Source organism: Pseudomonas sp. EA_65y_Pfl2_P78, assembly GCF_963970495.1.
GTDB lineage: Bacteria > Pseudomonadota > Gammaproteobacteria > Pseudomonadales > Pseudomonadaceae > Aquipseudomonas > Aquipseudomonas baetica_A.
The window spans coordinates 48,051-68,145 of sequence record NZ_CAXAON010000004.1; the positions used below are offsets into that span (position 1 = coordinate 48,051).

Annotated in this window: 21 protein-coding genes; 16 read left to right on the forward strand and 5 right to left on the reverse strand. The window is 58.8% G+C overall.

Features of this window, described 5'->3' with window-relative positions:
• Positions 1–58: 58 nt before the first annotated feature.
• Genes AACY02_RS05320 through AACY02_RS05330 form a run of 3 tightly spaced genes read right to left on the reverse strand, consistent with a single transcriptional unit; the run spans position 59 to position 2,367 of the window.
• Positions 59–622, reverse strand: coding sequence for a peptidylprolyl isomerase (locus AACY02_RS05320; protein ID WP_339431058.1), 564 nt, complete (start codon positions 620–622; stop codon positions 59–61).
• A 3-nt stretch (positions 623–625) separates the two neighbouring features.
• The gene (locus AACY02_RS05325) at positions 626–1,429 is read right to left on the reverse strand and encodes an alpha/beta fold hydrolase (protein WP_339431059.1); all 804 of its coding nucleotides are present in this window, start codon (positions 1,427–1,429) and stop codon (positions 626–628) included.
• A 14-nt stretch (positions 1,430–1,443) separates the two neighbouring features.
• Positions 1,444–2,367 carry a LysR family transcriptional regulator gene (locus tag AACY02_RS05330; RefSeq protein ID WP_339431060.1) on the reverse strand — a complete coding sequence of 308 codons (924 nt, stop codon included), beginning with the start codon at positions 2,365–2,367 and terminating at the stop codon, positions 1,444–1,446.
• 49 nt (positions 2,368–2,416) lie between these two features.
• Between AACY02_RS05330 and AACY02_RS05335 the strand changes: the two genes are divergently transcribed.
• Positions 2,417–2,731: a 3-phosphoglycerate kinase gene (locus tag AACY02_RS05335; RefSeq protein ID WP_221729354.1), complete on the forward strand. Its 315-nt coding sequence runs from the start codon at positions 2,417–2,419 to the stop codon at positions 2,729–2,731.
• Positions 2,732–2,961: 230 nt separating this feature from the next.
• Positions 2,962–3,561, forward strand: a complete 600-nt coding sequence (locus AACY02_RS05340; RefSeq protein WP_339431061.1) for an FMN-dependent NADH-azoreductase — start codon at positions 2,962–2,964, stop codon at positions 3,559–3,561.
• A 237-nt stretch (positions 3,562–3,798) separates the two neighbouring features.
• On the opposite strand, the gene rne is transcribed toward AACY02_RS05340, so the two are convergent.
• On the reverse strand, positions 3,799–7,029 hold the full coding sequence (gene rne / locus AACY02_RS05345; RefSeq protein ID WP_339431062.1) for a ribonuclease E: 3,231 nt from the start codon (positions 7,027–7,029) through the stop codon (positions 3,799–3,801).
• Between the two features lie 699 nt (positions 7,030–7,728).
• Between rne and rluC the strand changes: the two genes are divergently transcribed.
• The 3 genes from rluC to sppA are packed head-to-tail and all read left to right on the forward strand — an operon-like array spanning position 7,729 to position 10,351.
• A complete protein-coding gene (gene rluC, locus AACY02_RS05350; protein ID WP_339431063.1) occupies positions 7,729–8,688 on the forward strand; it encodes a 23S rRNA pseudouridine(955/2504/2580) synthase RluC in 960 nt (319 codons plus the stop codon).
• Complete coding sequence (locus tag AACY02_RS05355; RefSeq protein WP_339431064.1) at positions 8,675–9,337, forward strand: HAD-IA family hydrolase; 663 nt, start codon at positions 8,675–8,677, stop codon at positions 9,335–9,337. Before rluC ends, AACY02_RS05355 begins: the two co-directional genes overlap by 14 nt.
• A gap of 24 nt (positions 9,338–9,361) precedes the next feature.
• The gene (sppA, locus tag AACY02_RS05360; protein WP_339431065.1) at positions 9,362–10,351 is read left to right on the forward strand and encodes a signal peptide peptidase SppA; all 990 of its coding nucleotides are present in this window, start codon (positions 9,362–9,364) and stop codon (positions 10,349–10,351) included.
• A gap of 72 nt (positions 10,352–10,423) precedes the next feature.
• Here sppA and AACY02_RS05365 read toward each other — a convergent pair whose 3' ends face one another.
• The gene (locus AACY02_RS05365; protein WP_339431066.1) at positions 10,424–11,002 is read right to left on the reverse strand and encodes a Maf family protein; all 579 of its coding nucleotides are present in this window, start codon (positions 11,000–11,002) and stop codon (positions 10,424–10,426) included.
• Between the two features lie 105 nt (positions 11,003–11,107).
• On the opposite strand from AACY02_RS05365, the gene AACY02_RS05370 reads away from it, so the two are divergent.
• The 11 genes from AACY02_RS05370 to AACY02_RS05420 all read left to right on the forward strand — a co-directional run bounded on the left by AACY02_RS05370 (position 11,108) and on the right by AACY02_RS05420 (position 20,067).
• Positions 11,108–11,635 carry a YceD family protein gene (locus AACY02_RS05370; RefSeq protein ID WP_014339505.1) on the forward strand — a complete coding sequence of 176 codons (528 nt, stop codon included), beginning with the start codon at positions 11,108–11,110 and terminating at the stop codon, positions 11,633–11,635.
• Positions 11,636–11,648: 13 nt separating this feature from the next.
• Complete coding sequence (gene rpmF, locus AACY02_RS05375) at positions 11,649–11,831, forward strand: 50S ribosomal protein L32 (protein WP_003179396.1); 183 nt, start codon at positions 11,649–11,651, stop codon at positions 11,829–11,831.
• 4 nt (positions 11,832–11,835) lie between these two features.
• On the forward strand, positions 11,836–12,846 hold the full coding sequence (gene plsX, locus AACY02_RS05380) for a phosphate acyltransferase PlsX (protein ID WP_339431067.1): 1,011 nt from the start codon (positions 11,836–11,838) through the stop codon (positions 12,844–12,846).
• Positions 12,847–12,969: 123 nt separating this feature from the next.
• Entirely contained in the window at positions 12,970–13,908 is a 939-nt protein-coding gene (fabD, locus tag AACY02_RS05385) for an ACP S-malonyltransferase (protein WP_339431068.1), read from the forward strand.
• A 16-nt stretch (positions 13,909–13,924) separates the two neighbouring features.
• The gene (gene fabG, locus AACY02_RS05390) at positions 13,925–14,665 is read left to right on the forward strand and encodes a 3-oxoacyl-ACP reductase FabG (RefSeq protein ID WP_339431069.1); all 741 of its coding nucleotides are present in this window, start codon (positions 13,925–13,927) and stop codon (positions 14,663–14,665) included.
• Positions 14,666–14,861: 196 nt separating this feature from the next.
• The gene (acpP, locus tag AACY02_RS05395; RefSeq protein ID WP_003175607.1) at positions 14,862–15,098 is read left to right on the forward strand and encodes an acyl carrier protein; all 237 of its coding nucleotides are present in this window, start codon (positions 14,862–14,864) and stop codon (positions 15,096–15,098) included.
• Positions 15,099–15,206: 108 nt separating this feature from the next.
• The gene (fabF, locus tag AACY02_RS05400) at positions 15,207–16,451 is read left to right on the forward strand and encodes a beta-ketoacyl-ACP synthase II (protein ID WP_339431070.1); all 1,245 of its coding nucleotides are present in this window, start codon (positions 15,207–15,209) and stop codon (positions 16,449–16,451) included.
• A complete protein-coding gene (pabC, locus tag AACY02_RS05405) occupies positions 16,451–17,266 on the forward strand; it encodes an aminodeoxychorismate lyase (protein WP_339431071.1) in 816 nt (271 codons plus the stop codon). The genes fabF and pabC overlap by 1 nt, the downstream gene beginning before the upstream one ends.
• A gap of 3 nt (positions 17,267–17,269) precedes the next feature.
• Complete coding sequence (gene mltG, locus AACY02_RS05410) at positions 17,270–18,439, forward strand: endolytic transglycosylase MltG (protein ID WP_339431072.1); 1,170 nt, start codon at positions 17,270–17,272, stop codon at positions 18,437–18,439.
• Between the two features lie 19 nt (positions 18,440–18,458).
• Positions 18,459–19,091 (forward strand): dTMP kinase, encoded by a 633-nt coding sequence (gene tmk / locus AACY02_RS05415; RefSeq protein ID WP_339431073.1) that lies wholly within the window; start codon positions 18,459–18,461, stop codon positions 19,089–19,091.
• On the forward strand, positions 19,084–20,067 hold the full coding sequence (locus AACY02_RS05420; RefSeq protein WP_339431074.1) for a DNA polymerase III subunit delta': 984 nt from the start codon (positions 19,084–19,086) through the stop codon (positions 20,065–20,067). The genes tmk and AACY02_RS05420 overlap by 8 nt, the downstream gene beginning before the upstream one ends.
• The last annotated feature ends 28 nt before the right edge of the window (positions 20,068–20,095 follow it).

Sequence of the window (20,095 nt, forward strand, 5' to 3'; positions counted from 1 at the left end):
TTTATCAGTGTGAGCGGCGCGGGATCAGGCCGTCGCCGCTCGATATGCCCTGCTGTACTCAGTCGAGGCGTTTGGCCGACTTGATAATCACAGGGTCGACAGGCACGTTCTGCATGCCGCTTTTGGTGGTGGTTTGCGAGTTGACGATGATGTCGACGACGTCCATGCCCTTGACCACTTTGGCAAACACCGCATAACCGGCGTCACGGCCTGGATCGAGGAAAGCGTTGTCAGCGACGTTGATAAAGAACTGGCTGGTGGCCGAGTTCGGATTGGAAGTACGGGCCATCGACAAGGTGCCGCGAACGTTATGCAGGCCATTGCTGGCTTCGTTCTTGATCGGTTCCTTGGTGTCCTTTTGTTGCATCTGCTGGGTGAAACCACCGCCCTGAGCCATGAAACCCGGGATCACACGGTGGAAAATCGTGTTGTTGTAGAAGCCACTGTCGACGTACGCCAGAAAGTTCTTGGTACTGATCGGCGCTTTGACCGGGTCCAGTTCGATTTCGATCTGGCCATTGGTGGTGTCCAGCAGCACGTGCGGCGCTTTGGCCGGGGTAGCAGCCATCAGGTTGGCAGCAAACAGCACGGTGCCGGCGACGAGGGCGAGTTTTTTCAGCATGGGTCAGTGATCCTGAGATTGAGTATCGGCTGCGGCGAGAAACGCCAGCAGCGTTTGATTGAAGCGTTCGGGCTGATCGAGCGGGGTGGCATGGCGTGAATCAGCGATCACCACCAGCCGCGCATCGGGCAGCAGTTTTACATAGGTTTCTTTAAGTGCCACAGGTGTGTAATCACGGTCGGCACTGACGATGAGCGTTGGACAGGTCACCCGGGAAAGTCGTTCCTGAACCCCCCAGCCAACAATTGCATCGAAGCTGGCGAGATAAGCACGTTTGTCGTTTTTTGCCCAGCGTTGCGCCATTTTCTGCCGCAGATTCGCCTGTTCGGGTTTTGGGAACAGTTTGCTGCCCAGCGCCTTGCCGATGGTCGCCAGGCTCAGCACGCGCATCAGGCTCCAGCGTTTGAACCATTGCCAATAGTCGTCGAGGCTGCGCAGTTTGACTTCAGGGGCGCTGTTGACGATGGTCAGGCTCTTGAGCATCTGCGGCTGATCAACACCCAACTGGAAGCCGATCATGCCGCCCATCGACAGACCGACGTAGTGCACCGGACCAAGGTTCAAATACTCGATCAGCGCCACCATATCGGCGCTGAACCCCGCGATGCTGTAGCGCTCGCGGGGTTTGTCCGAGCGCCCGTGGCCACGGATATCCGGGACGATCACCCGGTAGTGCGCGGCCAGCGCAGGGATCTGCATTTCCCAATCCAGCGTGCTCGAGCCGAGCCCGTGAACCAGCAGCAACGGCGTGCCGTGGCCATATTCCTCGTAGTGCAGGTTGCAACCTTCGTGCGCAAAATAGGCCATCGCTGGACTCCGTGTCAGACTTGCTCAGGGGCGGCGAACGGTGCGTCCAGCGGCAAGGTGTCGAAGGTGCGCAACAGTTCGATGAGGATTTGTGTCGCCGGGCCCAGCGGTTTGTCCTTGTTCGAATACAGATAGAAACTCGGGTTGCGGCTGCCGCCCTGATCCAACGGTAGCAGCTTGAGCGATCCCTCTTTCAGTTCCCGTTCGATCATGTGTCGCGGTAACCAGGCAAAGCCCAGGCCGCTGCTGACGAATGTCGCGGCCGTGGCGAGACTGCCGACGGTCCAGCGCTGTTCGGCGCCGAGCCAGCCGACATCCCGTGGCTGTTGACGACCGGAGTCGCGGATGACCACTTGCATCTGGGTTTCCAGATCCTGGAAGCTCAGTTCACGATTGAGCCGATGCAGGCTGTGGTCTGGGTGAGCAACCGCAACAAACTCCACGTCGCTCAGCTCCGCGCCCAGGTAACCGGGAATGCTCAGGCCGGTGATGGCCAGATCGGCCACGCCTTCGAGCAGCACCTCCTCGACACCCGACAACACTTCCTCACGCAGACGCACGCGACAGCCACGGCTCTGTGGCATGAACGCAGTCAACGCACGCACGATACGTGCGCTTGGATAAGCCGCATCGACCACCAGCCGCACTTCCGCTTCCCAGCCTTGCTCCATGTGATGGGCGAGATCTTCCAGTTGACTGGCCTGTTTGACCAGTTGCCGCGAGCGGCGTAGCAACACGCCGCCGGCTTCGGTCAGTACCGCTTTACGACCGTCGATCCGCAGCAACGGCACACCGAGCTGATCCTGCATACGGGCAACGGTGTAACTCACCGACGACTGCGAACGGTGCAGAACCTCGGCGGCCTGGGCGAATCCGCCGTGGTCGACTACGGCCTGCAATGTTCGCCATTGATCCAGGGTCACGCGGGGCGCTTTCATCAATAGCTCCTCTTGTCCTAAGCTGACGGTCCCCATTGGAGACTGTCGAATGAAAAAATTCTGTTGTGTGGTGCTGGCACTGCTGCCGTTGACAGCCTTTGCGTATCCGATCGATGTGCAGAAAAATCTCAATGGCATGAAGATCGACTACCAGAGTTTCGCCACGGATAACGACATTGGCTCCATCCAGGTGGCCAACTACGGCGACGTCGACGCGAGCTGCAAAGTGGTGTTCCGCAACGGTCCCGAGGCGCCACGGACACGTAACATCGAAGTCGTGGCCGGCAAACATAAAAACGCCACGGCCAAGTTCACCCGCACCATTATCAAACTGCGCATCGATCTGACCTGTACCCCGAAATAACAGCAAATCTCCCTTGTGGAAGCGGGCTTGCTCGCGAAGGCGGTAGATCAGTCATCCATGCTCGTGCTGACACATCGCCTTCGCCAGCAAGCTCACTCTCAAAGGGTTGAGTTGCATCTAAACTAAATTTTCGATGCTTTGCAGCAATTATTTGCGCTTTTTCATCGATTCAGCTCTGTTTAACCTTCACTCCATCGACCTACAACATTCTCGGATGGAGGCTACACAACATGTCCCGCGTTCTGATCATCGAAAGCAGCGCCCGCCAGCAAGACTCGGTGTCCCGTCAGTTGACCCAGACCTTCATCAATCAGTGGAAAACCGCGCACCCCGACGATCAGATCACTGTGCGTGATCTCGCCGTGAACCCGGTGCCGCACCTGGACATCAACCTGTTGGGTGGCTGGATGAAGCCTGCCGATCAGCGCAGCGACAGCGAACAGTCTTCTCTGGATCGCTCCAACGAATTGACCGATGAACTGCTGGCTGCCGACGTGCTGGTCATGGCCGCGCCGATGTACAACTTTGCGATCCCGAGCACCCTCAAGGCCTGGCTTGACCATGTGCTGCGTGCCGGCGTCACCTTCAAGTACACCGACACCGGTCCGCAAGGCCTGCTGAGCGGCAAGCGTGCCTACGTGCTGACCGCTCGCGGCGGAATTTACGCCGGCGGCCCGGCGGATCATCAAGAACCTTACCTGCGTCAGGTGATGGGTTTTATCGGTATCCACGACGTGACCTTCATTCATGCCGAAGGCATGAACCTGGGTGGCGACTTTCAGGAGAAGGGCTTGAACCAGGCCAACGCCAAACTGGCTTCCGTCGCTTGATAGGTTAATCGCCAGATAATCACTGGATGTTCTAGTGCTCTGGCGCAACCCCTTCAAGGTTTTACGCGCATCGAACCTCCCTTTGCACTTATTGCTCCTGAGTGCTGTAGCCCGATTGAACGCTTTAGCGAGATCGGGCTTTTTTTTGTTCTTCACGCAATCCCGGTACGGTAATCGGTGAGCATAAAAAAAGCCCCGCCTGAATATTCAGGCGGGGCTTTTTATTGGCTTTTGGAATCAGACGAGGGGTTTAGGCTCGTGTTCTTTTTCCTGGGCCTCTTCGTGATGCTCGGCCGCGTCCTGAACGGAGCGAGGCGCTTCAGCAATGGCTGCTTCAACGACGACTTCTTCAGCAGCCGGGGCAGGAGCTGCCTCGACCACTTCAGCCGCAGGAGCAGCTGCGGCAGCCAGTTCAGCTTCCTTCTGCAGACGTTCTTCTTCGCGCTTGCGACGACGCACTTCGCGTGGATCGTTTGGAGCGCGGCCGTTTGGCGTCAGCGCGCTGACTACAGGCGCTTCAACCGCTGGGGCTTGGGCAACCACTGGCGCTTCGACGACCGGCGCTGGAGCAGGTTCGGCAGCGGCAACCACTGGCTCGGACACCGTGGCTTGTGGCACTTCAGCTTCAGCAGCAGGCGCTGGCGCTTCGGCTACGGTTGGCTCTGCAACCCAGTTGAATGCAGTTTGCTCTTCGCGAACTTCACGCACGCTTTCGGTCACGTTTTCAGCGACGGTTTCGACAACCGGCTCTGCAACGACAACGGGCTCTTGGGCTACGAAAGCAGGTTCGGCAGCGATTTCAATCTGAGGCTGGGCTTCAACCTGGGCTTGAATTTCGCGAACCGGTGCCACTTCGACTTCCGGAGCCGCCGTCACTTCCACTGGAGTGGTTGCTTCAACCACCGGTGCTTCAACTGGAGCAGTTTCCAGTGTAGCGGCAGTGGCGCGTTCGGCTTGCTCGTTGGCTTGCGCTTCAGCCGGAGCGCTGATGACGCTGCTGGCGACGGCGGTGGTAACAGCCAGGCCAGCGGCCAGATCGGCAGCGCTTGGTGCTTCAGCGTTTTCGCCGGACTCGGATTCTTCCGATCCTTCGATCACGTTGCCGTTGGCATCACGCTGACGCTCGCGACGGTTGCTGCGACGACGCTGGCCGCGGGAGCGACGACGTGGACGATCGCCTTCGGCGTTCTCCGAACCATCTTCCGGCAGTTGCTCTTCATTGGTGATCACTTCGTCTTCAACGACGGCAGCAGCGGCCTGCTCTGCACGCGGTTGACGCTCTTCACGCGGCGGGCGCGGTGCGCGCTCTTCGCGAGGCTGGCGGGCCGGACGCTCTTCTGCATTAACGGCGGCAGCGGCGGCTGCTGGAGCGGCATCCAGTGGCTCGCGCAGTTCGCGTACACGTTCTTCACGCTCGCCACGAGGCTTGCGGTCTTCACGCGGCGCACGTGGGGCGCGTTCTTCACGAGGTGCGCGAGGTGCGCGTTCTTCGCGGGCGGCTGGCGCTTCAGTGCGAGCTTCGCGAGGTGCACGTTCTTCGCGGGTCTCACGTGGCTGGCGCTCTTCACGCGGCTCGCGAGGGGCGCGTTCTTCACGCGGTGCACGTTCTTCGCGCGGCTTGCGCTCTTCATCGCGACGACCATTACGGTTGCGGCTCTGCTGGCGACCGTTGCGACGTTCTTCGTTGCGGGCTGGACGCTCGGTAGCTGGTTTTTCAACGACCACCGGCGCGGCGGGCTCTTCTTTGGTCGCGAACAGGCTGACCAGCGACTTCACCAGACCTTTGAACAGGCTTGGCTCTGGCGCGGCCACTGGAGCTGGTGCTGGTGCAGCAGGTGCGGCCACTTCGGTCGGAACCGGAGCGTTGGCGCGGGCTGGTGCGGTCTTGACCGCGGCTTCCTGGCGAACCAAGGTGCGGGTTGCGGCGGCTGGCTGGACTTCTTCGACGTCGGCAGCGGCAGCGGCGATTTCGTAGCTGGACTGGTTGGTCGCGGCTTCCGGGCTGTCATCACGCAAACGCTGAACTTCGAAGTGCGGCGTTTCGAGGTGGTCGTTTGGCAGGATGACGATACGGGCACGAGTGCGCAGTTCGATCTTGGTGATCGAGTTGCGTTTTTCGTTGAGCAGGAACGCAGCCACCGGGATCGGCACCTGGGCGCGAACTTCGGCAGTGCGGTCTTTCAGGGCTTCTTCTTCGATCAGGCGCAGGATCGCCAGCGACAGCGATTCAACGTCACGGATGATGCCGGTGCCGTTGCAACGCGGGCAGACGATGCCGCTGCTTTCGCCCAAGGATGGGCGCAGGCGCTGACGGGACATTTCCAGCAGGCCGAAGCGCGAGATACGGCCGATCTGCACGCGAGCGCGGTCGGCTTCCAGGCATTCGCGGACTTTCTCTTCCACGGCGCGCTGGTTCTTGGCGGGGGTCATGTCGATGAAGTCGATGACGATCAGGCCGCCGATGTCGCGCAGGCGCAACTGACGGGCGATTTCTTCAGCCGCTTCAAGGTTGGTCTGCAGAGCGGTTTCTTCGATGTCGCTGCCTTTGGTGGCGCGCGCCGAGTTGATGTCGATGGACACCAGCGCTTCGGTCGGATCGATAACGATGGAACCGCCGGAAGGCAGTTCGACGACGCGCTGGAAGGCGGTCTCGATCTGGCTTTCGATCTGGAAACGGTTGAACAGCGGAACGCTGTCTTCGTACAGCTTGATCTTGCTGGCGTACTGCGGCATTACCTGGCGGATGAAAGTCAGGGCTTCGTCCTGGGCTTCAACGCTGTCGATCAGCACTTCGCCGATGTCCTGGCGCAGGTAATCGCGGATCGCGCGGATGATCACGTTGCTTTCCTGGTAAATCAGGAATGGCGCGGAGCGATCCAGCGAGGCTTCTTTGATGGCGGTCCACAGTTGCAGCAGGTAGTCGAGGTCCCACTGCATTTCTTCGCTGCTGCGGCCAAGGCCTGCAGTGCGCACGATCAGACCCATGTCGGCCGGGGCAACCAGGCCGTTCAGTGCTTCACGCAGTTCGTTGCGCTCTTCGCCTTCGATGCGACGGGAGATACCGCCGGCACGCGGGTTGTTCGGCATCAGCACCAGGTAACGACCGGCCAGGCTGATGAAGGTGGTCAGGGCTGCGCCCTTGTTGCCACGTTCTTCTTTTTCAACCTGAACGATGACTTCCTGGCCTTCGCTCAGGACGTCCTTGATGTTGACGCGGCCTTCGGGGGCTTTCTTGAAGTATTCGCGGGAGATTTCTTTGAGGGGCAGGAAGCCGTGGCGCTCGGAGCCAAAATCGACAAAGGCAGCCTCAAGGCTTGGTTCGATGCGAGTGATGCGGCCTTTATAGATGTTGGCCTTCTTCTGCTCGCGTGCACCGGATTCGATGTCCAGGTCGTAGAGGCGTTGGCCATCTACCAGTGCAACACGCAACTCTTCGGGTTGAGTTGCGTTAATCAGCATTCTTTTCATGTAGTACCGTCGGTTTCCGGGCTGCCGGAAACGGCGTTCGGCACACACGACTTCTCACGGTCGGTGTCAGGTGCGTCGGGAGTGGTTGGCCATTCCCGTGTCCAGCGATGTGCGACCAATTGGGCCGATACCGCGACGTACGCGTCCTGCTTGCTGTGGCTACTTAAGCACTCAGTCAGGAGGAGGAATCAACCAGTGGCTGTGGACGAGATGAAGCGTCTTGATAAAGCCTATTGCTACACAGTCCAGCGGTTGTGCATCTCCACCCTACACGTATCCCTGATAATTCGGGTGCTGCCGCGCGCAGAATCCGCAGCGGGTTGGCATTTACCGTGAACTCCGAAAGGGGAGGTCACGCATCATGGCTAATTTAGGCGATGTTTCCGAAGCGTTCGCTCGGGGTCATTCGCAGCTGACTGCACTTTGTGAACTGGCCGTGAATATCTGCCTGCCAGACGAGTAAAAACTCTGCTCGGCGGTGTAATTCAGGCCTCATGTCACCTGCGCTTGTTACAACTGCAAACTCCACCGTTACGTAGCGAAAGCCCCGTAGGACGGCCTCGCGTCCTGGTGAATTGCGTTGGTCAGGGCCGGTTTTTGACCGTGGTTCCGCTGCCCAGGCCGCTTTTGGCGGCGTTCGCGACTATAGCAGCAATGATTAAGTGCTTCAATTCCATAAAAATTGTTATCATCCGCGGCATGACAACTACTGCCCCTTCGACTCCAGGCGTTCAATTGCTTGAAGTCTCGCCGGAGTATGCCGGCCAACGAATCGACAACTTTCTCCTCGCCCGGCTCAAAGGCGTGCCCAAGACCTTGATTTACCGCATTTTGCGTAAAGGCGAAGTGCGCGTGAACAAGGGACGGATCAAGCCTGAATACAAACTGCAGGCCGGCGATATCGTGCGCGTGCCGCCGGTTCGCGTGCCGGAGCGTGATGAACCGGTGCCTTTGGCCCAGGGACTGTTGCAGCGTCTGGAAGCATCGATCGTCTACGAAGACAAGGCGCTGATCGTGATCAACAAGCCCGCCGGCATTGCGGTTCATGGTGGCAGCGGTCTGAATTTCGGCGTGATCGAAGCCTTTCGTCAGTTGCGTCCCGATACAAAGGAGCTGGAACTGGTCCATCGTCTCGATCGTGACACTTCCGGCTTGCTGATGATTGCCAAGAAACGCAGCATGCTGCGTCACTTGCACGAAAAATTGCGTGGCGATGGTGTCGACAAGCGCTACATGGCGCTGGTTCGTGGTAATTGGGCGACCTCGATCAAGCAGGTCAGTGCGCCATTGCTCAAGAGCAACCTGCGTTCCGGTGAGCGCATGGTTGAAGTCAACGACGAGGGCAAAGAAGCCCTGACTGTGTTCAAGGTGCTGCGCCGCTTCGGCGATTTCGCCACCATGGTCGAGGCCAAGCCTGTTACTGGTCGTACCCACCAGATTCGCGTCCACACCCTGCACGCCGGGCATTGCATTGCTGGCGACAGCAAGTACGGCGATGACGATTTCACCAAGGAAATCCGCGATCTGGGCGGCAAGCGCCTTTTTCTGCACGCTTACATGCTGACCGTGCCGCTGCCTGACGGTGGCAAGCTGACCTTGCAGGCCCCGGTCGATGAAATGTGGGCCAAGACTGTGGAGCGCCTGAGTGCCGCACCCTGATTACAAACTGCTGATTTTCGATTGGGACGGTACGCTGGCCGATTCCATTGGCCGGATTGTCGAGGCGATGCATTCCGCGTCCGGGCGGTCCGGTTTCGAGTTGCGCGATGACTTTGCCGTCAAGGGCATCATTGGCCTGGGTTTGCCCGAGGCGATTCGCACGTTGTACCCCGAGATCAGCGATACCGAAATGGTTGCGTTCCGCGAGTATTACGCAGATCACTACATCGCTGCAGAAGCCGTGCCTTCGCCGTTGTTCGAGGGTGTCGTCGAGTCGATGGCATCCTTTCGCGAGCAGGGTTATCACCTGGCAATCGCGACCGGCAAGAATCGTCGCGGACTGGATCGGGTGCTCAAGGCTAATGGCTGGGAAGAGTATTTCGACATTACCCGTGCTGCCGATGAAACTGCGAGTAAACCGCACCCTCTGATGCTGGAGCAGATTCTTGCTCATTGCGGTGTGCGTGCGGAGCAGGCGCTGATGGTGGGGGACTCGTCCTTCGATCTATTAATGGCGCGTAACGCGGGGATGGAGTCGGTGGCGGTCAGTTATGGCGCGCAATCGATTGAATCACTGCAGCAGTTCGAGCCGCGTCTGTCGATCGATCGTTTTTCCGAATTGCATGCCTGGCTGGGGCAGCGGGCCTAATACGTTTTTGCTGGGGTGAATGGCATGACCGACGAATGGAAGGCACCGGCCAAGGCAAGTGCCGACGGCGGTGACGAGAAAAGCTGGAAGCTGTTGGAAAAGACCCTGCTCGCCGGTGTGCAGGAGCAACGTCGCTCGCGGCGTTGGGGGATTTTCTTCAAGCTTCTGACGTTTGTTTATCTGTTTGTTGCGTTGATCCTGTTCACGCCGCTGATGGATATGGAAAAGAGCGCCGCTCGCGGCACGAACTACACCGCGCTGATCGATGTTGCCGGCGTGATCGCCGATAAGGAATCGGCCAGTGCTGACAACATTGTCGGCGCCTTGCGCGCAGCGTTCGAAGACAAGAAAGTCAAGGGTGTCATCCTGCGTATCAACAGTCCTGGCGGTAGTCCGGTGCAGTCGGGGTATGTCTATGACGAGATCAAGCGTTTGCGCGGTCTGCACCCGGACACCAAGCTGTATGCGGTGATTTCCGATCTCGGTGCGTCCGGTGCCTATTACATTGCCAGTGCGGCGGATCAGATCTATGCCGATAAGGCGAGTCTGGTGGGTTCCATTGGTGTGACCGCTGCTGGATACGGTTTTGTTGGCACCATGGAGAAACTGGGTGTTGAGCGTCGCACCTACACCTCGGGCGAGCACAAGTCGTTCCTTGATCCGTTCCAGCCGCAGAAACCTGAAGAAACCGCGTTCTGGCAAAGTGTGCTGGATACCACGCACAAGCAGTTCATCAATAGCGTCAAGCAAGGGCGCGGCGATCGCCTGAAGGATAAAGAGCATCCGGAGCTGTTCTCCGGGCTGGTCTGGTCGGGTGAGCAGGCGCTGCCATTGGGCTTGATCGATGGCTTGGGTAGCGCCAGTTCGGTGGCGCGTGACGTGATCGGTGAGAAAGAACTGGTTGACTTCACTGTTCAGGAATCGCCGTTCGATCGCTTCTCGAAGAAGCTTGGTGCAAGCGTTGCTGAGCAGTTGGCGATGTGGATGGGGTTCCACGGTCCTTCGTTGCGCTGAGTTGTTTTAAAGATCAAAAGATCGCAGTCTGCGGCAGTTCCTGGGAGCTATCGAAGGCTGCGATCTTTTGCTTTAAGGGATCTGCATTCCCTCAGCCAGCAGCATGTCGATCAGGCGAATCAGTGGCAAGCCGATCAGGCTGGTGGCGTCCGGGCCTTCGGTGGACTGGAACAGGCTCACGCCCAGGCCTTCGGCCTTGAAGCTGCCAGCGCAGTCGTAGGGTTGCTCGATGCGCAGGTAACGCTCGATGCGCGCCAGATCGAGTTGCCGCATATGTACGGTGAACGGCACGCAGTCGACCTGGCATTGGCCGGTCTGGCTGTTGAGCAGGGCGAGGCCGGTGAGGAAGGTCACGCTGGCACCACTGGCAGCCATCAGTTGCTCGCAGGCTTTCTCGAAGGTGTGCGGCTTGCCGATGATCTGCTCGCCGAACACGGCGACTTGATCGGAGCCGATAATCAGATGAGCGGGGTGGTTGTGGGCCAATGCTCGGGCTTTTTGTTCGGCGAGGCGTTTGACCAGTTCGATCGCCGGCTCGCCGGGGCGGTGGCTTTCGTCGATATCCGGCGAAGTGCAGGTGAACGGCAAGTGCAGGCGGGCAAGTAATTCGCGGCGATAAGTCGAGCTTGAAGCGAGTAATAAAGGCAGCATTCGCGTCTCCTGAGGGAGGTGTGGATTCTAGCGCAGGCGTGCAAGTGACGGACAGGGCACAATTTCCTTTGACATGGGTGGGTGCATCCCTATAATGCTGCGCCTATGTTGAATGACCCGATTCCACCTCACGTTGACCCGCGCAAATTGGCTGACCGTGGCACCACCCTTCAAGGTGAACTGCTGCTGGCCGATTTGAAGAGACTCTGCGACCCGCTTTCCGACAATGTCGGTACGGTGCAGGCGAAATTCGTTTTTGAACGAGATGAACGTAAATCTGTGGTGATCCACAGCTTTATCGACACCGAAGTCAAAATGGTTTGCCAGCGTTGTCTTGAGCTGGTCACCCTGCCGATCCACAGCGAATGCAGTTACGCCGTGGTGAAGGAGGGTGCGAATACCCAGTCGTTACCGAAAGGTTATGACGTGCTGGAACTGGGCGAAGATCCATTGGATCTGCAGTCACTGATCGAGGAGGAGCTTCTGCTCGCCTTGCCCATTGTGCCTGCTCATCATCCGGAAGAATGCCAGCAGCCGGCGGGAGCAGATGAGCCCGAACCGAGCGAGGACGAGGTAACGCGGTCCAACCCGTTCAGTGTATTGGCGCAGTTAAAGCGTGACCCAAACGTTTAGGAGTTAATCAATTATGGCTGTTCAGCAGAACAAAAAATCCCGCTCTGCCCGTGACATGCGCCGTTCGCACGACGCTCTCGAGGCTAGCACCCTGTCTGTAGAAAAAACCACCGGTGAAGTTCACCTGCGTCACCACGTATCGCCAGAAGGCGTATACCGTGGCCGTAAAGTGATCGACAAGGGCGCTGACGAGTAATCACTTGTCCGCTCAAGTCATCGCGATTGACGCAATGGGCGGGGACTTCGGTCCCCGCAGCATTGTTCAGGCCAGCCTTGCTTGCCTTTCTGCTACGCCCTCGCTGTACCTGACCCTCGTCGGTCAACCCTCCCTTCTTGAAGAATTGATCAACGGCCAATCGGCTGCCGATCGCGCGCGCCTGACAATTGTTGCGGCGTCTGAAGTCATCACAATGGACGAGAAACCGACCCAAGCCTTGCGTGGCAAGCCGGATTCGTCGATGCGTGTCGCCTTGGAGTTGGTGCGTGATGGCAAGGCTCAGGCCTGTGTCAGTGCTGGCAATACAGGGGCGTTGATGGCGCTGTCGCGATTTGTCCTCAAAACGTTGCCTGGCATTGATCGGCCAGCCATGGTTGCGGCGATCCCGACACAGAAGGGGTATTGCCAGTTGCTTGATCTGGGCGCCAATGTCGATTGCAGTGCCGAGCATCTTTTGCAGTTCGCTGTGATGGGCTCGGTGGCGGCGCAGACGCTGGGCATCGCCCATCCGCGCGTGGCTCTGTTGAACATCGGCACCGAAGACATCAAGGGTAATCAGCAAGTCAAGCTGGCGGCCACCTTGTTGCAAGCGGCGCGAGGGATTAACTACATCGGGTTTGTCGAGGGCGACGGGTTGTATCGCGGTGAGGCGGACGTGGTGGTATGCGATGGCTTTGTCGGCAATATCCTGCTCAAGTCCAGCGAAGGGCTGGCGACGATGATCGCGGCGCGTATCGAGGCGCTGTTCAGGCGTAACCTCGCCACGCGCGCTGTCGGTGCCTTGGCGTTGCCATTGATGAAGCGCTTGCAGGCTGATCTGGCGCCGGCGCGACATAACGGCGCAAGCTTTCTGGGTTTGCAGGGCATTGTGGTGAAAAGTCACGGGTCGGCCGGGGTTCAAGGCTTTCAGAGTGCTATCGAGCGCGCGTTGATCGAGATTCAGGAGAACCTGCCGGAGCGTCTCCACGGTCGTCTGGAGGATTTGTTGTCTTAGGCGTTTTCGTCGGACAATGCTTAAATGTGACCGCCCGGTTCAAAGGGCCATCCAACTGTCAGTTTCTTGCGTCCCCAAGTGGGGCGTCATTATTCGACGACAAGATCATTAGGGGCTTGTTACATGTCTGCTTCCCTCGCATTCGTCTTTCCAGGACAGGGTTCGCAGTCCCTCGGCATGCTGGCCGAGTTGGGCGCGCAACATCCATTGATCCTCGAAACTTTCAAAGAAGCATCCGATGCTCTGGGCTATGACCTTTGGGCGCTGACCCAGCAAGGGCCGGAAGAGCTGCTCAATCAAACCGATAAAACCCAGCCGGCCATTCTGACTGCATCGATTGCCCTTTGGCGTCTGTGGCTGGCTGAAGGTGGCGTGCGTCCAGCTTTCGTTGCCGGTCATAGCCTGGGTGAATACAGTGCGCTGGTTGCTGCAGGTAGCCTGAAGCTGGCTGACGCGGTGAAGCTCGTTGAGCGCCGTGGTCAGTTGATGCAGGAGGCCGTACCGGCCGGGCAGGGTGGCATGGCTGCCATCCTTGGCCTGGAAGACGCCGACGTGCTCGCAGCCTGTGCTGAAGCGGCGCAAGGCGAAGTGGTCAGCGCCGTCAACTTCAACTCGCCGGGCCAGGTGGTTATTGCGGGTGCCAGGGCGGCTGTCGAGCGTGCCATTGAAGGCTGCAAGGCGCGTGGCGCCAAGCGTGCCATGCCCTTGCCGGTAAGCGTGCCGTCGCACTGCGAGCTGATGCGTCCGGCTGCCGAACGCTTTGCCGCCGCCATCGCCGTCATCGACTGGCAGGCGCCGCAGATCCCTGTGGTACAGAACGTCAGCGCGCAAGTGCCGGTCGATCTGGAAACCCTCAAGCGTGATCTGCTCGAACAACTCTACAAGCCAGTTCGCTGGGTCGAGTCGGTACAGACTCTGGCTGCGAAAGGCGCGACCAATCTGGTCGAATGCGGGCCGGGCAAGGTGCTTGCCGGTCTGAACAAACGTTGCGCCGAAGGCGTTGCGACTTCCAACCTCAATACCCCAGACGCTTTCGCTGCCGCTCGCGCAGCGCAAGCCTGAATCAGGAGAAGCTTGCATGAGTCTGCAAGGTAAAGTTGCACTGGTCACCGGTGCAAGCCGCGGTATCGGCCAGGCCATCGCACTGGAACTGGGTCGTCAGGGCGCTACCGTCATTGGTACCGCGACTTCTTCCAAGGGTGCCGAGGCTATCTCCGCTACTCTGAAAGAACATGGCATTCAGGGTACCGGTCTGGAACTCAACGTCACCAGTGACGAATCGGTCAGCAGTGTACTGGCGAGCATTCAGGAGCAGTTCGGTGCGCCGGCAATCCTGGTCAATAATGCCGGTATCACCCGCGATAACCTGATGATGCGCATGAAAGACGATGAATGGTACGACGTGATCGATACCAATCTGAACAGTCTGTATCGCCTGTCCAAGGGCGTTCTGCGTGGCATGACCAAGGCGCGTTGGGGACGAATTATCAGTATTGGCTCGGTGGTGGGTGCCATGGGCAACGCAGGCCAAGTAAACTATGCAGCCGCCAAGGCCGGTCTGGAAGGTTTCAGCCGTGCAATGGCGCGTGAAGTCGGTTCGCGTTCGATTACGGTCAACTCGGTAACCCCAGGGTTTATCGACACCGATATGACCCGCGAACTGCCTGAAGCACAGCGTGAAGCCTTGCAGACGCAGATTCCGCTGGGTCGTCTGGGGCAAGCTCAAGAGATCGCGTCTGTGGTCGCTTTTCTTGCATCCGACGGTGCGGCATACGTTACTGGGGCTACAATCCCGGTGAACGGTGGGATGTACATGTGAGTAAAATGTGACGGATTGCTTCAAAAGAATGTCATACGAGCTGTCTAAAATCCGTTATAAAGCTGCAATCTATTTATAGACAGAGGGCTGCAGGGTTTGAGGAGTGAAGCTTTCAGTTGAAAAGCTGAAAAGTCTTTCTATACACTTACCCACCGGCCAGCTGCCTGAATTTGTCCATTAGGAGTGAAAACAAGGTATGAGCACCATCGAAGAGCGCGTCAAGAAAATCGTCGCCGAGCAACTGGGCGTTAAAGAAGAAGAAGTGGTTAACACTGCTTCCTTCGTTGAAGACCTGGGTGCCGACTCCCTTGACACCGTTGAGCTGGTGATGGCTCTGGAAGAGGAATTCGAGACCGAAATCCCTGACGAAGAAGCTGAGAAGATCACTACAGTACAAGCTGCAATCGATTACGTTACCAGCCACCAGGCGTAATAGTTTGTAATCGTTGCTTGCTGTCATGGAAAAACCGCACTGCCATCATGGCGTGCGGTTTTTTCTTTAGGCCTGATGCAAAATCGTCATTTGAAAAAGGAGAGTGCTGTGTCGCGTAGACGCGTCGTAGTCACCGGTATGGGTATGTTGTCGCCACTGGGCACGGATGTGCCGAGCAGTTGGCAGGGCATTCTGGCTGGCCGTAGTGGCATTGGTCTGATCGAACACACCGACCTTTCTGCCTATTCCACCCGCTTTGGCGGCTCGGTAAAGGGCTTCAATGTCGAGGAATACCTGTCGGTCAAGGAAGCGCGCAAGCTTGACCTGTTCATTCAGTACGGCCTCGCCGCAGGCTTTCAAGCCGTGCGCAATGCCGGTCTGGAAGTCACTGACGCCAACCGTGAACGCATTGGCGTCGCCATGGGTTCGGGTATCGGCGGCCTGACCAACATTGAAGAAACCAGCCGTACCCTGCATGAGACGGGGCCGCGCCGAATTTCACCGTTCTTTGTGCCAGGCTCGATCATCAATATGATTTCCGGTTTCCTGTCGATCCATCTGGGGGCACAGGGACCTAACTACGCCATCGCCACCGCGTGTACCACCGGTACGCACTGCATTGGTATGGCGGCGCGCAACATCATGTATGACGAAGCCGACGTGATGATCGCCGGCGGTGCCGAAATGGCGGCGTGCGGTCTGGGCATGGGTGGCTTCGGCGCGTCCCGTGCGCTGTCGACCCGCAATGACGAGCCGGCCCGTGCCAGCCGTCCTTGGGACAAGGGCCGTGATGGTTTCGTGCTGTCCGACGGTGCCGGTGCGTTGGTCCTCGAAGAGCTCGAACACGCCAAGGCTCGTGGCGCGACCATCTATGCCGAGCTGATTGGTTTCGGTACCAGCGGCGACGCGTTCCATATGACTTCGCCGCCCGCCGACGGCGCCGGTGCAGCCCGCTGCATCACCAATGCACTGCGTGACGCGAAGATCAATGCCGATCAAGTGCAGTACATCAACGCCCACGGCACTTCGACGCCGGCTGGCGATCTTGCCGAAGCCAACGCAATCAAGACCGTGTTCGGTGATCACGCCTACAAAATGGCGGTCAGTTCTACCAAGTCCATGACCGGTCACCTGTTGGGTGCGGCGGGCGCGGTCGAAGCGATCTTTAGCGTGCTGGCAATCAACGGCCAGGTGGCACCACCGACGATTAACCTTGAAGAGCCCGACGAAGGCTGCGATCTCGATTTTGTGCCGCACACTGCGCGCAACATGGATATCGACGTCGTGCTGTCCAACTCCTTCGGTTTTGGCGGTACCAACGGTACCTTGGCGTTCCGCCGGTTCGCAGGTTGATGGACTGCTGGGTCGACGGTCAACCGGCTGACACGCTGTCGCTGAAAGATCGCGGCCTGGCTTACGGCGATGGTCTGTTCGAGACCGTTGCCGTGCGTGGCGGCCAGCCGGTGCTGTTGGATCGGCATCTGGCGCGACTGGCCGATGGCTGTTCGCGTCTGGCCATTGCGACCGACATCGAACTGATTCGCCAAGAGCTGCTGAGCTATGCGGCGGCGATGGGCGAGGGCGTGCTCAAGCTTATCCTCACGCGGGGCGATGGTTTGCGCGGTTATGCGCCAGATCCTGCGGCGCAGGGTCGACGCATTCTGCAAGGCAACCCTCCTGCCGCTTACCCCGCTGTCCACGCGCAACTTGGCATTCGCCTCTTTCCTTGCAGCACGCGATTGGCCAGCCAGCCCTTGTTGGCGGGTCTGAAACACCTCAATCGCCTGGAACAAGTCATCGCCCGCGCCGAATGGCAGGACAGCGAACACGCTGAAGGCTTGATGCTCGATCAGGCCGGTCGAGTCATCGAAGGGGTGTTCAGCAACCTGTTTCTGGTGCGTGATGGGGTGTTGATCACACCTGATTTGAAGCGTTGCGGCGTGGCTGGTGTGATGCGCGCCGAAATATTGTTTCAGGCCGAGTCTTTGACCATCCCCACACAAATCGCCGATATCAGCCTTGAACAGCTGCAATGGGCCGATGAAGTCTTTCTCTGCAATAGCGTTTATGGCGTTTGGCCGGTACGTGCCTACGCTGCGCTGAGCTGGCCGGTTGGCCCGCTCACCCGTAAACTGCAAACCATTGCCCGCGCCCTACTGGATGCCTGATTCGTGAGACGTAAACTTTTGCTGCTGCTGGAAACCGGATTGGTTCTGGCAGGGTTGCTGTTGGGCGCCAGCGCCTGGAAGATTCACTCCGCACTGGAGCAGCCTCTGAACATCACGCAGGAAGAGCTGCTGGATGTGCCGAAAGGTTCCACACCGACCCGGACTTTCCTCGAGCTCGAAACCGATGGCGTCATCAAGGACGCATTCTGGCTACGGGTTTATTGGCGGTTCAATCTTGCCGGTACGCCAATCCACAGCGGTGAATACCGCATGCAGCCGGGCATGACTGTCGATGGTCTGATCGACTTGTGGAAGCGTGGGGAGGTGGTTCAGTACAGCCTGACGTTGGTTGAAGGATGGAATTTCCATCAAGTGCGCGCGGCGTTGGCCAAAGACGAAAAAATCGAGCACACCCTCAATGGTCTTAGCGACAGCGACGTCATGGCGAAGATCGGCCACAAGGGGTTGTTCCCGGAAGGTCGTTTCTTCCCTGATACCTATCGCTTCGAGCGCGGCATGTCCGATACCGAACTGCTGAAAAAGGCCTTTGATCGTCTCGACGAAGTATTGGCCAAGGAGTGGGAAAATCGCTCCGCCGACGCGCCTTACAGTGAGCCTTATCAAGCGCTGATCATGGCCTCGCTGGTTGAGAAGGAAACCGGCGTGCCGCAGGAACGCGGTCAGATTGCCGGCGTCTTTGTGCGTCGGATGGCGGTGGGCATGCAATTGCAGACCGATCCAACAGTGATTTATGGCTTGGGCGATCGTTACACCGGCAAGCTGACCCGTGCTCATTTGCGAGAGCCGACGCCTTATAACACCTACGTGATTCCTGGCCTGCCGCCGACGCCGATTGCAATGGTTGGGCGTGAAGCGATTCACGCTGCGTTGAACCCGGTGGAGGGCACCAGTCTCTACTTCGTCGCACGTGGCGACGGCAGCCATGTCTTCTCTGACGACCTCGATGCACATAATCGTGCGGTGCGCGAGTTCCAGCTCAAGCGACGCGCCGATTACCGCTCCAGTCCGGCGCCAGCGGTCACGCCTGAGGCGGCTCCGGCATCCGATGAAGCGAAACCTGCAGCATCACCGCAAACTGCGCCTGAGTCGCCGCCGCAGGTTTCGCCTCAGGAGGCTGCACCGGACGCTGCGGCACCACAAGACACGCAATGACTTTGATTAAGGACTGCCTGTGACTGGCTTGTTTATTACCTTGGAAGGCCCGGAAGGCGCCGGCAAGAGCACCAACCGCGAATACCTGGCAGAGCGCCTGCGCGCCGCCGGTATCGAGGTGCTGTTGACCCGTGAGCCCGGCGGTACTGCGCTGGCCGAACGGATTCGCGACGTGCTGCTGGCGCCGGCCGACGAAGTCATGAATCCGGACGCCGAGCTGTTGCTGGTTTTCGCCGCGCGTGCCCAGCATCTGGCTGAAGTGATCCGTCCGGCTCTGGCCCGTGGTGCAGTGGTGTTGTGTGACCGGTTCACTGATTCGACATATGCCTATCAGGGCGCTGGTCGCGGTTTGTCGCTGGAGCGTATCGCGACGCTGGAAACCTTCGTACAGGGTGATCTGCGCCCGGATCTGACGCTGATTTTCGATCTGCCGGTGGAAATCGGCCTGGCCCGTGCCAGTGCGCGGGGGCGTCTGGATCGTTTCGAGCTTGAAGGACGGGCATTTTTCGAAGCGGTGCGCGGCGCGTTTCTCAAGCGTGCTGAAGCCGATCCTTCGCGTTACGTGCGGATCGATGCCGGTCAGCCGTTGGCACAAGTCCAGCAATCGCTGGATACATTGCTGCCGCGTTTGCTGGAGCTGAGCCGTGGCTGAGGCCTATCCGTGGCAAGACAGCCTCTGGCAGCATCTGGCCGGACGTAGCCAGCACGCCCACGCCTATCTGCTACATGGCCCGGCCGGTATCGGTAAGCGGGCCTTGGCGGAGCGGCTAATGGCCAGCCTGTTGTGCCAGCGTCCGACGCCTGAAGCCTGCGGTGAGTGCAAATCCTGCTTGCTGCTCAAGGCTGGCAGCCACCCGGACAATTACATCCTCGAACCGGAAGAGGCCGACAAGGCAATCAAGGTCGATCAGGTGCGTGATCTGGTCAGCTTCGTGGTGCAGACCGCACAACTGGGCGGGCGCAAGGTGGTGTTGGTCGAGCCGGTGGAGTCGATGAACATCAACGCCGCAAACGCCTTGCTCAAAAGTCTTGAAGAGCCTTCCGGCGACACGGTATTGCTGTTGGTCAGTCACCAGCCGAGCCGTTTGTTGCCAACGATCAAGAGTCGCTGCGTGCAGCAGGCCTGTCCGTTGCCGAGTGAGGCGATGAGCCTGCAATGGCTGGCTCAGGCGCTGCCGGAATGTTCCGCAGAGGAGCGTGTCGAGCTGTTGACGTTGGCGGCGGGCTCGCCATTGGCGGCGGTCAGCCTTCAGTCTCAAGGTGTGCGCGATCAGCGCGCGCAAGTGGTCGAAGGTGTGAAGAAGCTGCTCAAGCAGCAGCAATCGCCGACGCAACTGGCCGAAGAATGGAAAAGCATTCCAATGCTGCGTCTGTTCGATTGGTTTTGCGATTGGTCGAGCCTGATCTTGCGTTATCAACTGACGCAGGACGAAGCCGGTCTTGGCCTGACCGATATGCGTAAGGTTGTGCAGTACCTCGCGCAGAAAAGTGCGCAGGGCAAAGTCCTCGATATTCAGGACTGGATTCTCGCCCAGCGGCAGAAAGTCCTGAGCAAGGCCAACCTCAACCCGACACTGTTGCTGGAGGCGTTGTTGGTGCAATGGGCGGGATTGCCTGGCCAAAGATAAGAATGTGTACCTAGACTCTGAGCATCAG